Annotated in this window: 13 protein-coding genes; 1 reads left to right on the top strand and 12 read right to left on the bottom strand. The window is 41.2% G+C overall.

Annotated features, from left to right (window positions below):
* Positions 1-536: 536 nt before the first annotated feature.
* From AAHB12_RS09680 to AAHB12_RS09700, 5 genes are all read right to left on the bottom strand, one after another.
* The gene (locus AAHB12_RS09680) at positions 537-1,610 is read right to left on the bottom strand and encodes a hypothetical protein (RefSeq protein WP_342045162.1); all 1,074 of its coding nucleotides are present in this window, start codon (positions 1,608-1,610) and stop codon (positions 537-539) included.
* 448 nt (positions 1,611-2,058) lie between these two features.
* On the bottom strand, positions 2,059-2,751 hold the full coding sequence (locus AAHB12_RS09685) for a response regulator transcription factor (RefSeq protein WP_342045163.1): 693 nt from the start codon (positions 2,749-2,751) through the stop codon (positions 2,059-2,061).
* Entirely contained in the window at positions 2,748-4,205 is a 1,458-nt protein-coding gene (locus AAHB12_RS09690; RefSeq protein ID WP_342045164.1) for a sensor histidine kinase, read from the bottom strand. The genes AAHB12_RS09685 and AAHB12_RS09690 overlap by 4 nt, the downstream gene beginning before the upstream one ends.
* 423 nt (positions 4,206-4,628) lie before the next feature.
* On the bottom strand, positions 4,629-6,560 hold the full coding sequence (fbp, locus tag AAHB12_RS09695; protein ID WP_342045165.1) for a fructose-1,6-bisphosphatase: 1,932 nt from the start codon (positions 6,558-6,560) through the stop codon (positions 4,629-4,631).
* Between the two features lie 821 nt (positions 6,561-7,381).
* Positions 7,382-8,137 carry an SH3 domain-containing protein gene (locus AAHB12_RS09700; RefSeq protein WP_342045166.1) on the bottom strand — a complete coding sequence of 252 codons (756 nt, stop codon included), beginning with the start codon at positions 8,135-8,137 and terminating at the stop codon, positions 7,382-7,384.
* A gap of 681 nt (positions 8,138-8,818) precedes the next feature.
* Here AAHB12_RS09700 and katG point away from each other — a divergent pair.
* Complete coding sequence (katG, locus tag AAHB12_RS09705; protein ID WP_342045242.1) at positions 8,819-11,002, top strand: catalase/peroxidase HPI; 2,184 nt, start codon at positions 8,819-8,821, stop codon at positions 11,000-11,002.
* 181 nt (positions 11,003-11,183) lie between these two features.
* On the opposite strand, the gene AAHB12_RS09710 is transcribed toward katG, so the two are convergent.
* The 7 genes from AAHB12_RS09710 to AAHB12_RS09740 form a co-directional block, all read right to left on the bottom strand.
* Positions 11,184-11,465 carry a YokU family protein gene (locus AAHB12_RS09710; RefSeq protein WP_129726481.1) on the bottom strand — a complete coding sequence of 94 codons (282 nt, stop codon included), beginning with the start codon at positions 11,463-11,465 and terminating at the stop codon, positions 11,184-11,186.
* Positions 11,466-11,468: 3 nt separating this feature from the next.
* Positions 11,469-12,878, bottom strand: a complete 1,410-nt coding sequence (gene kamA / locus AAHB12_RS09715) for a lysine 2,3-aminomutase (RefSeq protein WP_342045167.1) — start codon at positions 12,876-12,878, stop codon at positions 11,469-11,471.
* Positions 12,879-13,373: 495 nt separating this feature from the next.
* Positions 13,374-14,747, bottom strand: coding sequence for a sigma-54 interaction domain-containing protein (locus AAHB12_RS09720; protein ID WP_342045168.1), 1,374 nt, complete (start codon positions 14,745-14,747; stop codon positions 13,374-13,376).
* A gap of 51 nt (positions 14,748-14,798) precedes the next feature.
* Positions 14,799-15,644, bottom strand: a complete 846-nt coding sequence (gene ablB / locus AAHB12_RS09725; protein WP_129726484.1) for a putative beta-lysine N-acetyltransferase — start codon at positions 15,642-15,644, stop codon at positions 14,799-14,801.
* Positions 15,641-16,909 (bottom strand): peptidase, encoded by a 1,269-nt coding sequence (locus tag AAHB12_RS09730; RefSeq protein ID WP_342045169.1) that lies wholly within the window; start codon positions 16,907-16,909, stop codon positions 15,641-15,643. The genes ablB and AAHB12_RS09730 overlap by 4 nt, the downstream gene beginning before the upstream one ends.
* A 15-nt stretch (positions 16,910-16,924) precedes the next feature.
* Positions 16,925-17,587 carry a 3-oxoacid CoA-transferase subunit B gene (locus AAHB12_RS09735; protein WP_129726486.1) on the bottom strand — a complete coding sequence of 221 codons (663 nt, stop codon included), beginning with the start codon at positions 17,585-17,587 and terminating at the stop codon, positions 16,925-16,927.
* Complete coding sequence (locus AAHB12_RS09740; protein WP_425455843.1) at positions 17,572-18,198, bottom strand: CoA transferase subunit A; 627 nt, start codon at positions 18,196-18,198, stop codon at positions 17,572-17,574. Before AAHB12_RS09740 ends, AAHB12_RS09735 begins: the two co-directional genes overlap by 16 nt.
* Between the last annotated feature and the right edge of the window lie 52 nt (positions 18,199-18,250).

Genomic DNA, 18,250 nt, shown 5'->3' on the forward strand with positions numbered 1-18,250 from the left:
AATAAATTGGAATATTTATAATATATCTGGAAAATATTACTTGAGATGTCGTTTCAAATCCTCATAGAAATTCTCTCGTGGCCCGATGCAGCATCCCTCTTTTGCCAACGGCCGAGAGGAATGCTTTTATTTGTCTTAACACACAGATATTGTCCACTAATACATTTTTTAAAAATTAAAGCCCTGATCTTCTAAATGCTAGGCAGGAAACAGAAGTTATGAGAAGTTATGTTTTGTTACAAATATTAGAAAAGAGCGCCTAAAACAGCGCCCTGAGTAGTATTGTCTCTTCCGAAAATTCAAATAATCATTCCAAGGTTCTTTGTAGATGTTCAAATTACTATTACATTCAGAATCAACAATTTCTTTAAGCAGGTTTGTCGTCTCTATTACGATTTTCTCTTGTTCATTGCTTTGCTCAATTATCTTTAAAATTATTTTTGTTACTCGTTTATTCTTCAAAAATACCTAAATTCATTTTTTGTAGCTGAGGGCATTTAATTGCTTTACCTTGATGGCGATGTGGCCCTACCCTACTAGTTTTGAATCATAATATCTTTTGCTTCCGCCCATGCGCCTACAGGAGTTACTTTATACGTTGCCTCCGGCTGCAATGAACCATTATTTAAAATATCGAAAGTTCCGGTTGCTCCTTTTCGCGAAGTGAATTTGTATTGGGCAATAAGCTCAGATCCGCCTTCCGCTGTAAGCTTGACTTGACGCAAGGCGAATAGTTCATCTTTTGGATCTTCTGTCAAAGTAATTTCAACGCTTGTTGCATTAATTTGTTTAGCGGATTGAATAACAAGCGGAGCAACTTCCTTCGCTGTAAATTTGCTTTGTCTTACAGTTGCCCAATCAGCTGTTACTGTGTAAGTTATTCCCGGCTGCAGTGTTTGTCCGGCAGGTAAACGGAATTTGGGAGCTTGTCTGCCATCTGTAGCTTGTGTAAATGGGACATAACTCGCTACAATCGGCTGTCCTCCATCTGGAGTGATTGTTACTTTTTGATCCCTTAAGGAAGGAATGATGTCATAGCGTACGCCATTGTATTTGTTGTGTTTATTAAGAGTAACAGCCAAATCTCCTACTTTATCTGCATCTGCCGCCACTACATACTGATAATCAAGAATACCATCTGTCCGGAAAGACTCAAGTTCAAACGTATCGTTTGTTACTTGCCGTACTGAGTTTAGTTCTATTTTTTTTTCGCTCCCGATGAATGTACGCACTTTTTTCCCTTTATAAGTTAATGTATATTTCTCCCCGGGCTTTTGCACAGAGACCGGTACGATATATGTGGACTTCGCTCCCGTCTTGAGCTGCGGGATGTTTGTCAGCTGCAAGCCATTGCTGAACACGAAATTTTTCTTCGCTTGGTCCAGATTTAATTCCTCTTGGGGAATCGGCTTTGAGAAAGTGATCTCCAGTGCAATCGAATTTAACTTTTTAAGCTTCACTACTTGAATCGTATCAGCATACGCTTGCTGCTGATTTTGCTCTACTTTGTTTTGGACAGAAGCATGAACTTCCGAGGCTTGAGAATATATAGAGACCCCTGTCGTAATTGCAGTTGTTAACACAACGTATTTCAAGTATTTCTTTTTCATTTCTGCGCTCTCCTTTTATTTTATGTTTTACTTGCCTAAGCTCATAATAATGCTGAGGTCTAAACTCCTTCTAAACAAATTCTTAAAAATCTATAAACAAAGCAGAAAACTTTTCTTATTAAGAAAAGTGGACAAGGCCCGCCTTTTATGGCAGCGTAAGGGTGGGTCGCAGTAAAAGGCGCTTTTTTCCTTTTGCGGAGGTTCAGCCTGGAGTCTGCCATTTTGGGCCTTGGGAGCTAGACATCCCCCGAAAAGTTATACTTTCTTATCTTGGAAAGAAAACTAGCCGATTGGTGAACCCTGCCCTCGGGCAAAGACAGAGGCGTAATTGCACTTATACTGCACCCCTAAAATTTCCAACTATATCGAATGATTTCTAGCTAGAAGTTCATACTTTCTTACAACAGAACAAAAAACTCCTGCCATAAATGGCAGGAGTGCAGCAAAGTTATATATTAAAACGATAGCCGGCTCCCCACACCGTTTCCAGGTATTGCGGACTTGCAGGGTCGCGTTCTATTTTTTCTCGGAGCTTTCGCACATGCACCGTTACGGTAGAAACATCTCCGGCGGAATCGAATCCCCAGATGTTCTCAAACAGTTGCTCCTTGCTAAGCACCTGATTGGGATGTGTGACAAAACAGGTTAACAAATCGAATTCTTTTGTCGTGAACGGAACTTCTTGCTCATGAATGTGTACACGGCGAGCAGACGGATCAATAGAAATACCATGAACATATATAATCTTCTCTTTCTCAGCAGAACGGCTGCCCGCCAGCCGTTCATAACGCGCTAGATGCGCTTTCACCCTTGCGACAAGTTCGCTTGGACTGAACGGCTTTGTGATGTAATCATCTGCACCTAACCCGAGACCGCGTATTTTATCGATTTCTTCTTTTTTAGCCGATACAAGCAGAATCGGAATGTTTTTCTCCGCACGAATTTGCCTGCATATTTCGAATCCGCCTATATGAGGAAGCATAATATCCAAAATAATAAGATTATAATCTCCTTGTAAGGCTTGGTGAAGCCCCTCTTCCCCAGAAGATTGTATCTCAGCCTCAAATCCATTAATCTCCAAATAGTCACGTTGTAATTCGGCGATGCTCGTTTCATCTTCTATAATTAAAATTTTTTTCATCGTATCTCCCCTGATCTTTTCACTTTCGGCAAGGAAAAGAAAACCGTTGTCCCTTCTCCTATTTCACTCACAGCACTGATAGACCCACCGTGCCCTTGAATAATTTGTTTGGCAATGGCCAATCCAAGCCCGCTTCCTCCTGTTCGCTTGTTTCTCGATTGTTCTACACGATAAAAACGTTCGAATATGAAAGGAAGTGCGGTCGATGAAATTCCCGAACCGTTATCAGTAACTTGAACTGTAACCGCACTCTCTTCGTCCAGCAAGGAAATAATGATTTGCTTTGACTCTTTGTCCATATATTTTACACTATTATTGACTAAGTTCGATAACACACGCTTCAGTTTATCTCGGTCTGCTTGGACATAGCTGGGATGAGTTTGGCTGGAAGAAAAAAGAACTTCTATTCCTTGATCACCCAAGTCAAGATGCAGCTCTTCTATATAATCCTTTAGATATTGCAGGAGATCCACGCTTTCAAATGTAAAGGGCTCACGTTGCAAATCCAGCTTAGAAAATAAAAATAGCTCATCTATAATGGCATTCAAATCCTTAGCTTTTGTGTAGACAGTGGTCAAATATTTATCCACTTTCTCCGGCGTATTTGCAACTCCGTCCCGTATTCCTTCCACATAACCAATAATAGAAGTAATAGGTGTTTTGAGATCATGCGAAATATTAGAAAGCAGCTCTTTTCGATTCTCCTCGTATTGCACCTGAATCTCAATGGACTCCTTCAACTTCTTTCTCATTTCCTCAAACGATTGGGTGAGCTGCCCTACCTCGTCATTCGAGCAAGTATGCAGCTGAAAATTCAAGTCTCCTGCTTTTATACGCTCTATTCCATGCTTCAGCATTGTAATAGGTTTAATGATGCTGCGCGAAACTACATAGTTCAAAAAACCTAGTGTAACAACAAGCAAAAGAAGCAGCAAAGCAAATAATATCGGAAATAACTTACGTGCCAACTCCGCATATGAACTGACTTTGCGCAAAACAAAAATACTCCCTTCTTCCTGATTACTGAAGTAGAAATCAAACTTTACATACGTATAGAATGTATTGTTCACTTGAATCGTATCGCGCGTATTTATGTTGGCGGACTCAAAGGTGGGGAGGGATTGTTGGAGTGTTTTTCGCTCCAGTTCGGGAGAAGCATAAGTGATATCAGTCCCCTTTCTGACAACAATTTCAACATCCTCCTTTCCCTGCAGTTGCTTTTCGTCCAACAATTGATCTGGTGCATGCTTTGCCAGCAGCTTTAAATCAAGAAACGTATTTTCCTCAGCCGCGGTCAGCGGCTTATTAGTGTAGGAATTTTTATAAAAATATTTCACAGATTTAACATCACCGGTAATAGTAAAAAGAACTAAAAAACCCGCTATAAGCAATAAAAAGACAGAAATACATATGACGCCAATATAAGATAGTAAAAATCTTGTTTGAATGGACACGTTCATCCTTCCTTATCCATAGGGATTTCTCATATTTGAGATATCTTTTATTAAGGTAGCATTATTTTTATCGTATCCGATAAAGCTAAAGATTCTCTAAATCAATTCTTAAAAAAGTATTAAAAGCCGAGTAACAATTACTTCGGCTCCGGTGTAATATTCTCTCATATAGCTTTTCTTTAATCACAGGATTTCTTCAGTTTATGGATAATATTCATCTCAAAAATTCAAAGATGCATTGTTATATTGGCAGGATTTATATCATTAGTATCTTTATAAGCAGACTGAAAATTACCTCAAGTGAATTTACTCATTTTGAGAATAAAAATACACCAAATAAAAAACGGTATGAATTTGGTAAAATGCCAAATTCATACCGCCAAACCGTTATCCTTCTTTTAAATTGAATTGGAACAACTTCTGTCAATTCATATACAGATATTCCCTCAGACTATTCAAAATAGTGATTTCCTGTAATAATTCTTTACCGATATTCGTTTCTCTAACCTTTTTTCTCTTTAATTCTTTGTCCACCAATCTTTTTACTGACAAAACATCCGTTCCGTTACATAGAACATCTTCTTTTGAATTAAATTTCTTATGGGCGGCCAGTTGCATACCATAGGAATTATATAATAACGTATATCCAGCTATACCCGTTGTTGATTGATAAGCTTTGGAGAAACCTCCATCAATTACAATCATCCTACCATTTGCTTTAATTGGATTTTCTCCCTCAATTTCTTTAACTGGTGTATGGCCATTTATAATATGCCCCTGGTCAGGATTAAGGCCAAATTCAGTTAGGATTTTGCGGCAAACATCTTCCTGTTCACGTAAATGGTAGTATGGATTCTTTTTCTCTTTATGAGTTTTCTTATCCTTAATAAAGTATCTCTCAAAAGTTGTCATCTCCCTTTTTCCAAAGAGTGATGAATATTCTCCTGTCCATAAATACCAGACCATATCTGTCGCAAGATCATCTGTCTCTTCAGGATGTGCAAAAGCATGCCGTAAATAACGTTCAAAAACATCAAGCAGCTCACGACCTGAATAGGTTTTATTTTCAATCGTCATTTTTTCCATATTCCCTTCTTCATCCAAAGGAATACAGCCATGTATTAATAGGTTCCCGTTATATTTTAAATAAAGGTTCCCTTTCTTCATAAGGAAGTTCATATGTCTGGCCAGCTTTTCTGAATGCTGGACTGAAAATAATAATCTTTCCATAACCTGCTGTTCTTCTTCTAATAATTGATCAGGCCGCTCTGGGTTAATCGTTGCAAAACAGGTATTTTCTAGCGGGTAGGTTTTCCCATAAATCGTTACTTCATTCTTGTCATAATCAATTTTCTCAAGCAAAAGCCTTTCTGACATATTAAAATACGGGCGTCTCTTTATGATAGGGATTTCAAGTTTGAACTGAATCATTGCAATTGCTTGATGAATTTTCGTAATTTGTAATTGTTCATGATCAGATAATTTTTTATCGGAATGTATCTTAGGTCTAAAAACTGGATTGTCCCCATAGTATTTCTCCGCAAGATTGAGTAGGGGTCTAAGATTTATTCCATACACATCTTCAATAATATCCAAATTGTCGTATCTAGCGCAGATACGAATAATATTAGCAAGACAAACCTTTGAACCAGCAAAGGCACCTAACCATAGTACATCATGATTTCCCCACTGAATATCAACGGAATGATAGTTGATTAGGGTATCCATGATTTTATCAGGCTCAGGTCCACGATCATAAATATCCCCAACTACATGAAGATGATCGACAACCAATTTCTGAGTCGTATAAGCAAGCCCTGTTATGAGCTTATCAGCCTGACCTAAGGAGATGATCTGCTGGACAATTTCCGTATAATATTGCTCCTTATTTGTAGATTTATCTGCTTTGTATAACAGCTCCTCTATAATATACACAAACTGACTCGGCAATGCTTTACGTAATTTCGAACGTGTATATTTGGAGGAAGCATAAGAAATAAGCCTGATCATCCGCTCGATGATTACTGTATACCATTGGTTTAATTCTTCTTCATTGCCAAAACTATTTTTAATTAACTGTAATTTTTCTTCAGGATAATAAACTAATGTCGCAAATTCATTTATTTCTTTTTCAAATAAAACATCTTGAAACAAGTCCCTGATTTTCTCTTTTACATTCCCCGAACCATTTCTTAGCACATGTTGAAAGGCTTGGTACTCCCCATGTAAATCACTGACAAAGTGTTCGGTCCCCTTAGGCAGATTGAGAATAGCTTCAAGATTAATAATTTCTGTTACCACTTTCTCTTCACTGTCATATTTTTGAGCCAATAAATCTAAGTATTTCGTATTCAAACAAAGTATCCCCTTTCAAAATTCATCCTTCATTCTCCATTTAATAAACAAACCTGTATCTAATAGTTATATCATAAAAGAAAAGTCAAATAGAAGATATAACGGTAATTAATATTTTTATTGTCTTGGTTTGCAATGAAATTGGAAGAAAAATTACTAGTATTATTAAATATCACGAAGCTCTAAGTCATCTAGTAGATTCACGAATAACACTGTATTAGGAGTAGCGGGAAAATCCAATATTCACCTCATGTTCCAGTAATTTACTAACAGTGATTAGTAGGGTTGCAGGGGACGAAACATTTTTGAAGATAAAGTTGAGGCAAGCGTCCAAACAAATTGGGAAGACGTAAAGCTTCGGAATCCAGACGCTATATGTGTTGTATGGGTAGGCGTTCCAAAAAAGAAGGTTAATCCAAAGGTAATCCTAAAACATCCAAGTTGGGGCATATGAACATGATCAAAAACAATCCACTGTAGAATCTCTTTTTTGCAGGCCCTCTCCCTAGCTGTTGAACGAGTTAGCTAAAATTGAGGATCTCCTTCATCCTGACATTTATCCAAAATTTAAAGAAGAAGTTAGCTTGTTAATTAATTCTTGACCCGTTGAATTACCCCCACCTGCGCTGCGCTTCACGAAATTGAAGCAGGGACTCTTTCGGCAAAATGTGACAGAAAATTAAAAGAACAATGAGGTTAGCCTCGTTGTTCTTTTTCTGTACCTGCCTCAATATGGACTCCCCAAAGGACGGAAAGCATCAAAAGTAGATTGCGATGCTAGATTTACGCCCCTTTTACGAAAATACCCCCATGGATTGCTATTACTCGAGTACGCGTACTGTTACAGTCTTGCGTCCCCATTGCAGCGCTTCATCTATTGTTGGTTTTAATACGTCAATACGGTTTCCTTTAATGGCACCGCCTGTATCGCCGGCAATTGCTTCACCATATCCTTCTACCCATACTTTCGAACCGAGCGGAATGACTTTTGGATCAACCGCAATCAGCTTCATGTTTGGGTCTTTGCGCAGGTCTATACCTGTCGCGGTCATACCGTTATAACCATCCTCTTCATAAGGTGTGTATGAGGTAGCCTCAACTTGGAGTTCTTGTGCTGCTTTTACTTGTAGTTTTGGTGTTTGTGTACCTAAAAATTCTTTGCTGACATATGCGGATCCGTCCTTAAAGGCAATAACTGCCCAGCCATTTCCAGCATCGCCGATCACTTGCACTCCTTGTCCATTTTCTAACTTACCAATTACATTATGATCTGTGCCGGCACCATCGCGTATGTTTAATACATCAGCTGTTACATAATATACACCGTCATCTTTTGTATATGGTTTGCTTACATAAGCGCTTTGTCCGTTATATTCAATTTCTAGCCAATCATTTGCATCATTTTTTACTTGTAGTGTTTGTCCTGTTGTAACTTTTCCAAGTATGGGTGAGTCAGTGTTCGGAGCTTGTCGAACGTTTAATACATCCGTATTTACAACCGTTGCTGCATCTGCATTAGCTGCAAAGAACCCTAACCCAAAGATTGCTGCTGTTGTCATACCTAGCACTTTCTTCATTCGTTTACCCCCGGCTTCTGTATGTAATAATCGAATTATAGCAACCGCATTTCACGTAACTAAGAAAAACATACAATTAACATATAAATGTCATACTTCTTTAAAGGTTTGTAACAGAGAAAATGATAGAAAAAATTCAATTTCCCTTGTCGTATCATATGACAGAAGCATATCCTAAAATATGGTATGTAACAGATTTCTTTTTGTTTATATAATTAATTATTGAGAGTCAATAATGTACTTGAAAACCACTAAAAGCCCTTCAATTAAATGATCTGAAGAGCCTTATGTTTACATAATCAGGTATTATTGGTAGTTATAATATATTTGAACTAAAATCAGAATTTGATTTGATCCTGTACGCTTCTCACTATCCATTATCGGAAGTCAATTTACTAATTAACCCGTAGTTTAACAGATCTCCGAAAGAATTCCCCCTTCTTCAAGCCTGTGAAGGGCGAAGCCCAAGGGTAGATAAGGAGGGGCATTCCCTACCCCTGCTTTGCCATCAATGTGTTCACAAAGTTATCAACTAAATTCTTTATCGTGAGTTTTAATTCTTTCAATCATAGTAATAGTTTAATAATAATATTATAATTATTATTATCTAGTTTGTAAGTTTCGTACGACTAGAGGCATAATTATTTGCTACATAATTTACACATAAGGGGGAAAATAAGTATGGAAGCTAAAGAAACTGCTAACATTGGAAAGTGCCCGGTACACCACGGTGGCGCTACTAGTCCCAAATCTAGTGGTACGTCTAACAGAGACTGGTGGCCAAACCAGTTGAACTTGAACATTCTACATCAGCATGACAGAAAATCTAACCCTATGGGAGAAACCTTTGATTATGCAGAAGAATTTAAAAAATTAGACTACCATGCTCTTAAACAGGATCTTCGCGATTTAATGACAAACAGTCAAGATTGGTGGCCTGCTGACTATGGACATTATGGTCCATTCTTTATCCGTATGGCTTGGCACTCCGCAGGGACGTATCGTACCGGTGACGGCCGTGGTGGTGGTGGAACTGGCACACAGCGTTTTGCTCCACTTAACAGCTGGCCTGACAACGGCAACCTCGATAAAGCCCGGCGACTGCTATGGCCGATTAAGCAAAAGTATGGCAACAAGATCTCTTGGGCTGACTTATTTATTCTAACAGGTAATGTTGCTATTGAATCAATGGGCGGAAAGACATTCGGTTTTGGGGGAGGACGCGCAGACGTTTGGCATCCAGAAGAAGACATCTACTGGGGTACTGAAATGGAATGGCTAGGTGATAAGCGTTACACAGGCGATCGTGAGCTTGAGAATCCACTTGCTGCAGTTCAGATGGGGCTAATCTATGTTAACCCTGAAGGTCCAAACGGTAAACCAGATCCGCTCGCAAGTGGCCGTGACATCCGCGAAACCTTTGCACGTATGGGAATGAACGATGAAGAAACAGTTGCACTAATCGCCGGCGGCCATACTTTTGGTAAGGCACACGGTGCAGGAGACGCCGCTCTTGTTGGTCCAGAGCCAGAAGGTGCTCCTATTGAAGCACAAGGCTTAGGTTGGATAAGCACACATGGTAGCGGAAAAGGTCGTGACGCCATCACTAGCGGTATTGAAGGTGCTTGGACCGCTAATCCAACACAGTGGGATAATGGATTCTTTGAATTACTGTTTGGATATGAATGGGAGCTTACAAAGAGCCCTGCAGGCGCACATCAGTGGGTTGCAATCAATCCTGCTGAGGATCATCTTGCCCCAGATGCAGAGGATTCATCAGTTCGTGTTCCGACTATGATGACTACCGCGGATATGGCCTTACGTATTGACCCAACTTACGAAAAGATTTCCCGTCGTTTCTATGAGAATCCAGAAGAGTTTGCAGATGTATTTGCTCGTGCATGGTTTAAACTGACACACCGTGACATGGGTCCTCGTGCAAGATATCTAGGCCCAGAAGTTCCAGAAGAAGTTCTTATCTGGCAAGATCCTGTACCTGCTGTTGATTATGAATTAACAGATGCAGAAGTTGCAAAGATCAAAGTCATGATCCTAGATTCCGGACTTACAATCAACGAGCTAGTAACAACTGCCTGGGCTTCAGCAAGTACCTTCCGTGGCTCAGATATGCGTGGTGGTGCTAATGGTGCTCGCATCCGTCTTGCTCCACAGAAGGATTGGGAAGTGAATCAGCCTGAACAACTTACAAAAGTACTTACTGTATTAGAAAGTATTCAAGGTCATCTAGATAAGAAAGTCAGCATAGCTGACTTGATTGTACTTGGTGGTAGTGCCGCAGTAGAAAAAGCTGCAAAAGATGCAGGCTTTGATGTAACTGTTCCTTTTGCTCCAGGACGTGGCGATGCAACCCAAGAACAAACTGACTTAGAAAGCTTTGCAGTACTAGAGCCTATCGCTGATGGTTTCCGCAACTATCAGAAGAAGCAGTATAGTGTAAGTTCAGCAGAGTTACTAGTAGACAAGGCACAACTGCTTGGCCTTACTGCACCAGAAATGACCGCACTTGTTGGCGGTATGCGTGTTCTAGGTACTAACTTCGATGGCACAAAACACGGGGTTTTCACTAATCGTGTTGGCACACTTACTAACGACTTCTTTGTTAACTTGCTTGACATGGGAGTAGCGTGGACGCCTGTAGAGGGAGACGTATTTGAAGGACGTGATCGCAAGACAGGTGAAGTAGTACGTACAGCAACTAGTGTTGACCTAGTGTTCGGTTCAAACTCAGTTCTACGTGCCATTGTAGAAGTTTATGCACAAGACGATAACAAAGAGAAGTTTGTGCGTGACTTTATAGCTGCTTGGGTTAAGATAATGAATGCAGATCGTTTCGACCTTAATTAAGGGCTACTACAGCTATTAAAATAACAAAGCCCTATGAAAATTGTTAATAACATCCCTTCTATCACCGAGAAGACCGACTATTTTTAGTCGGTCTTTCTTTCGATAAAAAATCAACATCGAACAGAGCCTTAAAAATTTTAATGGATAAATGGCAGCCATTTCTGAGTACCTTTTTTAAATCCTAAGAAGAAAAATCAAAGTAATTCCGTTTCAATAGCCGTGGCTTTGCCATCAGTTCCGCATATGTTAGCTGTTTCTCCAGCTGCTTGGTATTGATAAGAAACAGCTGATCCTCAATCTTCTTCACCGTTTCCTCTGTCTGATACTCCATCCCACAGTCATCACAGCAAACACAAGGCGTCTCCGTAATCCCTATCGTCTTCGTCCCGTCCGGCAGTTCCCAAAACACGGTGTTGCCGCTATCTCTCGCGTGCTCTGAACCACACCACTCACATACTGGCATCTCCTACTCCTCCTTATCCTTGCCTTCGCTTAGCTTCTTCATCTGCGCCTGAAACTTCTTCTCCTTCAACTGATCGCGCTTTTCACGTTTATCCTTCAAGGAAGCGTGCTCTGGATTTGCCTCATACTGCTTGCGACGATCTAAACGCTGCAGTCCCTCCGGCACAAGGTTAGGCTTTACATCATTCATGAGACCAGCGATGCCGATATTCGATTTCTTCTCCGCATAATCTGGATAAACTTCACCGAAGTATCCTTCCGCACGACCTGGCACATAGTTCTCGGGCTCTGGATACGTGGTGATGACGCCCTCAAAATTGCGGAGTACCACTTTATCGGGACTTTGGGAGATTAAATAATTCGGCTGTACCGCAATCTTGCCTCCGCCGCCAGGAGCATCAATGACGAAAGTTGGCACAGCGTAACCAGACGTATGCCCTCGCAACCCTTCAATAATTTCCAAGCCTTTTGAAACTGGAGCGCGAAAATGACTGATACCCTCTGATAAATCGCATTGATAAATGTAATACGGGCGAACACGAATTTTGACGAGATCGTGCATCAATTTTTTCATAATCGCTACACTATCATTAATTCCTGCTAGAATAACAGCCTGATTACCAAGAGGCACACCTGCGTTTGCGAGCATCTCACAAGCTCTTTTGGATTCCTCTGTAATCTCAATGGATGTGTTGAAGTGTGTGTTCAGCCAAATCGGATGATATTTCTTGAGGATATTACAAAGATTTTCTGTGATGCGCTGAGGAAAGACCACCGGTGCTCTTGTACCAATGCGAATAATTTCGACATGAGGAATGGCACGCAGATTCTTTAAAATATATTCTAAAATATTATCATTGATTAATAGTCCGTCACCGCCGGAAATTAATACATCTCGCACCTGCGTCGTGTTACGGATATAGTTAATCGCATCATCCAGCTGCTTTTTCGGCACACCCATACCAATTTGTCCGCTAAAGCGGCGGCGTGTACAATATCGGCAATACATCGAGCATTGGTTTGTCACGAGAAACAAGACGCGATCCGGATAACGATGCGTTAGCCCAGGCGTTGGAGAGTCCTCATCCTCCCCAAGCGGATCTTCTTGGTCATATTTTGTCTTGTAGAGCTCCTTCGCAATCGGAACGGATTGCATCCGAATTGGACAACGATGATCATCTGGATTCATAAGGGAGGCGTAATAGGGTGTAATATTAAGAGGGATGGTTTTTGTAGAAATTTTAACTCCCTCCTCCTCATCTGGTGTTAGATTAATTACCTTCTTTAAATCCTCTAATGTTTTGATCGTATTCGTTAATTGCCAAATCCAATCATTCCACTGCTCCTCGGTTACATCCTTCCATAGTTCAATATCCTGCCAATGACGCTTTGGTTTATATATATCGTGCAGCATGAATTCTCCCCCTTTGTTGCGCTCTTATCTATACCTAAGCAAAAACTGTGCCAAAGCTTTGATTCGTTACTAAATATTAAAAGTCGGAACATTCACCTACTTTCTTTATATGAAAGGAGCAAGCACTAGGTGAAACTGAAAAAAGCCGTCTAAAGACGGCTTTTTCAGGCTAATTAGATTATATGCATTCCGGTCGAATGCCCAATTTTAGGCACTTTAATGCCTATTTTTTGGCATGCCTGTTTGTTTTCCAGTCTGAAGCATCCTCTTTTTAGACCGGGAGACTTCCATGATACCTTTTCATATACTGAAACAATTCTGTCTTATCTTTAGGAACCGGAGTATTTGACACAAGAACATTACTTTCAATCAAACATTGAAATACTTCCATAATCCACGGTTTATCTAAATGAGAAATTCGCAAAATCTAGAAAGGGATCTCTTGAATTGCCCAAGAGATCCCTTTTTGAGAACGATTCTATCTGCTTAGCCCTATTATTCGGCAGCCTGTCGATGTTTTTGCAGTTTATATTGCAGCGTTTGTCTCGGTATATCCAGCAGTCTTGCTGCTTGCATCATATTTCCATCTGTTTGCAGCAGCGCTTGCTCAATCAGCCGTTCCTCTGTTTCACGCAGTGTTTCACGCAAAGATGTTATATTCAGAACCCTATGAACACGGGAAAATGAATAGGGTAAATGCTCCATTTTAATCGTTGAATCATCCGTCATAATCATTGCATGTTCCATAACATGCTTCAATTCCCTCACATTCCCTGGCCAATGATAGTAAAGAAGGAGTTGTTTTACAGAGGCATCAAAACCTTTCATCTGCTTGCCAAGCTTATTATTATTGTGACGCAAGAAATGATGTGCCAGCAGGAGAATGTCGCCCGTTCGTTCCCGAAGCGGTGGAATGCATAGTGAAAAAACATTTAACCGATAGTATAAATCAGCTCGCAGCGTCCGATTTTCTATACATCGTTCAGGATGCTCATTCATTGCCGCCATCACCCGGACATCAACCTTCCTTGTTTTTTGACCGCCAATGCGGCGAACCATACCATCCTCCAATACGCGTAGCAGCTTCGCTTGTAAATTAAGCGGCATCGAATTGATCTCATCAAGCAGCAGCGTTCCACCATCGGCAAGTTCAAATAATCCAGCTCGGTCTATTGCTCCCGTGTAACTTCCTTTTGCTGTTCCAAATAGAATTCCCTCGAGCAATGACTCTGGCAAGGCTGCGCAGTTTTGGGCAATTAAAGGCTTTGATTTACGGAGAGATGTCTCATGAATCGCATGCACAAATAGCTCCTTTCCAGTTCCCGTCTCACCATATAACAGCACGGATGCATCAGTCGGCGCTACTCGTTTTGCTAAACGCTTTGTTTCTAAAAAGTGTGGATCCTCCGTCAAAATCTGTTCAAATGTTATCGCATTATGCTGTTTATCTTCTACAATTGTTCTCTTTCTGCTCCATTGCAGCTCTACAATCTTATCTGTCAGCTTCTGAATAGCTGAATAATCCTTTGCAATTTCAACAGCCCCAGTTACCCGGCCTTCAACTAAAATAGGAATCGTACTATTTACAGTACAAACCTCCAGACCGCTGCGATTTTTGTAACGCTGTGCCTGCTGTAATATCGGACGCTTTGTTTCCAGCACCATAAGAAGCGTACTCGTCTCCTTTGTTAAAGATGGAAACGCCTCTAATACGTGCTTTCCAAGCACATCTTCTATCCTTGTTCCATCATGCTTGGCAGCAGCAGCATTATAAAAAATCGTAAAGCCATTCTCGTCTACTGCATGAACCGCTTCATCAATACCGCTTAGTATTGCTTCCATCATTTCCTTTGTAAACGATGCAGGCACCTCTCTCCCCCCTTGCTTAACATTTGGCATATACCATACCGAATGTTCGGTTTATTGTGATAAATCCTTTGCCCAAACGTTCATATCCTCCATTTTATCGAAAATATAACAGTTATTTACCAGTCTTCCTGTATAGGAATAACCAATTTGATAAAATGCTGCATTCATACCATAAGACAAAGCTCTCGCAATTGTATATGCACAGTAAATATGCCGCATGCATAACTCCTTCTCAAGCGCAATTAACAGCTGCTTCATCAATCCATGTTTACGGAACTCCAAAATTGTGGCACAATTTGTCAATTCTGCATTTCCCTGCAAGCAATTCATTTCAGCTGACGCAGTACTAACAATTTGATCGTTCGCTGTATACACATAGTAGATCGTATCTTCCCGCATCGTTTTTTGAATATACTCAGGGCTATCGAGTGGGGTCGGGTATACTTGAAACACATGTCTAAATAGCTGTGCAAGCGCCTCTGCATCCTTCTCGGTTGCAAGACGAAGCACAAAGGAGGGAGGGACCTCTTTTGCCTTCGTATCCTGCTGCGCTTTCACATTACGGACAATCTCATCCTCTTGCATCCAAAACATGCTGTTTCTTCTATCGTTTTTTCGATATTTGGTGAAAAAATAGGCAGCCTGCCCTTGAAAATAGAGGGGAATGATGGCTTCAAGCGTGTATCCGCTTGAGATGAGAGAAGAAAAGTGCTCGTGTTTTCCTTTTAGAATAAGTTTAGAAAGGCTATGCCGCTCTGCCAATTGCTCCGTTCGATTAATAATCTCCTGTAAATTTCCTGTATATGCATCGACTCGAATCCGTTCATTAAAGTAGTCCAGCACTCCTTCTATCGTGTAGTTCCTTCCCTGCTCTGAGAAAGATTCATAATACTTCATTCCTCCACCCCGCACCAATCGAGCAGCATGCAGGCGATCATTTCGGCAGCTTCTACCATCTTATCAATTTCTATATACTCATCATGCTGATGTGCAGCCTTCGTTTCTCCTGGACCAAATACAAGAGTCGGAATATTCGCGACATTTGTAAACAAACCCCCGTCCGTCCCCCATGGAGAGGCTTCGATAATGGGCTCTTCCCCTCGCACAAGCGTAAAATTCTGATTGAGCGTTTGTGCAAGCGGATGCTCCTCTGCGAGCGAACCAGGTACCCATCTTGCGCCAAACCACTCAATCTCAACAGGGTGCTCCAAAAACCAAGCATCTGCTTCACACAGCTTACGAAACCAATTTTCAAACTCTTGTGTTGCCTCTGCTAATTTCTCATCTGGTGCTACACCGTACCTCCCTTCTAACACAAGCAAATCAGGCACGGACGATGGCCAATTTCCACCCGTCATTCTGCCAATATTAATCGGAACCGGGATTGGAATAGACTGATAGAGCGGTTCTTGTATACGTTCATTTCTTATGTTCTCCAGCCTCCGTACATGTTCAATGACAATTATGCTCTTCTCAATCGCGCTTACCCCCTCATAGCGTGTACCGCCATGTGCGGATTGTCCTTTTACCGTTAGGCGAAACCATAGAGAGCCCTGTTGCTTTGGGAAAATTTTCATATTTGTCGGCTCGGGAATGAGAACACCGTCAGCTTTGTATCCTCTTATAATGGCAGCCAACGATCCTGCTCCTCCGCTTTCTTCTTCAATTACACTTTGAAAGCATATATCCCCCTTTAAACGAATGCCGCAGGCAATAATCGCTTCCAGTGCCATAATAAGCGACGTACTTCCTCCCTTCATATCGGTAGCACCACGCCCATAGAGACGATTGCCTTCCACATCCCCTTTATAAGGATGATACTTCCACTGCTGTTCATCCCCTTCTGGCACTACATCGATATGGCCATTCAGAATGATTGACCTTCCCCCTCCGCTTCCCTTTAATACCGCTACAACATTCGGACTGTCAAGAAAGCTGCTTCGCGGCGAGACAAAATAAGGATGCCGCTCTAATTCACGAAAAGATGGTTCCCAAATGTCCAGTTGCAGCCCAAGCTCCCTTAATTTTTCAATAACGATCGCTTGTGCGCTGCTTTCATTTCCTGACACACTTTTTTCCTGCACAAGTCGTTTTAATAAACGTACTCCTTGCAATTGATGAGCTTGAATATAGCTTCGCACACTTTTTTTATACTGTTCCAACCGCTTCACCTCATTTTAGTCGATTGTACTTAGAGAAGGGCTAACAGAAAAAGGGGCCCCCGTATATGTTTGAACATCTGCAATCGTATACGGAGACATTAGTTCTGTTACAAGGAGACCATTCTTTGTTACTTCCATAACAGCCATATCCGTAATAATGACATGAACACAACCCTTTGATGTCAGCGGCAGTGTACATTCTTTTACAATTTTTGGATTCCCATCTTTATCAACATGGCTCATAACCACAATCACACGCTTTGCCTTTTGCGCCAAATCCATTGCGCCGCCAATACCTGGGACTCGTCGGCCTGGCACCATCCAATTTGCCAAATCACCTGTTTCGCTTACCTGCAGCGATCCAAGAATCGTAATGTCTAACATTCCTCTTCGAATCATGCCAAACGCCGTACAACTGTCAAAATAGCTTGCGCCTGCTATAACTGTTGTCGGAAAACCTGCAGCATTGCATAGATGCATATCTTCCTCGCCCTTTACCGGGCTCCGTCCTAGACCAAGAATTCCATTTTCCGCATGGAACATGACCTGAAGATCTGCAGGTAAATGATCCGGTACAAGAGAGGGAATACCAATCCCCAAATTTACGATCATCCCATTATGAATTTCCTTTGCAGCTCTTTTTGCAATCCGATTTCGAACCTCTACTCCCATGCCCACTTCCAGTTCACCCCTTCTGAAGGTACAACATAATCCACAAATACCCCCGGTGTTACAATCTCGTCTGGATCTAATGAGCCAAGCGTTACAATTTCCTCAACCTCAGCGATTGTAATCGTGCCTGCCATGGCCACATGTGGATTCATATTTCGTGCGCTTTTATCAAATACAAGATTCCCAAACGGATCTGCCTTCTTCGCATATACAATAGCCACCTCTGCCGTTAAGGCAGTCTCTACAAGATAGCGACGTCCCTCTAAAACAACCGTTTGCTTTTTTTCTTCCACTATTGTATCTATACCAACATCAGTCAAAACTCCAGCCAATCCAACTCCACCGGCACGAATCCGTTCCGCAAGCGTTCCTTGCGGACAAAATTCAATTTGTAGTTTCCCTTCATGGAGAAGCCGTCCCGCATTTGGATTCGAGCCGATGTGAGAGGTAATAATAGAACTTACACGTTCGTTTGTGATTAAGGGCCCAATGCCGATTTCAGGGAATCCTGTATCATTTCCTATTAGATGCATGTCACGTATTCCTTCTGCTAAAATGGCAGAAATAATTGTAGGAGGCGATCCAACTCCTCCAAATCCACCAAACATGAGTGTCATACCATCATGAAATAACGTCATCACTTGTTTTACGGTTGTTATCTTTCCAAAC

Source organism: Bacillus sp. OTU530 (assembly GCF_038440375.1).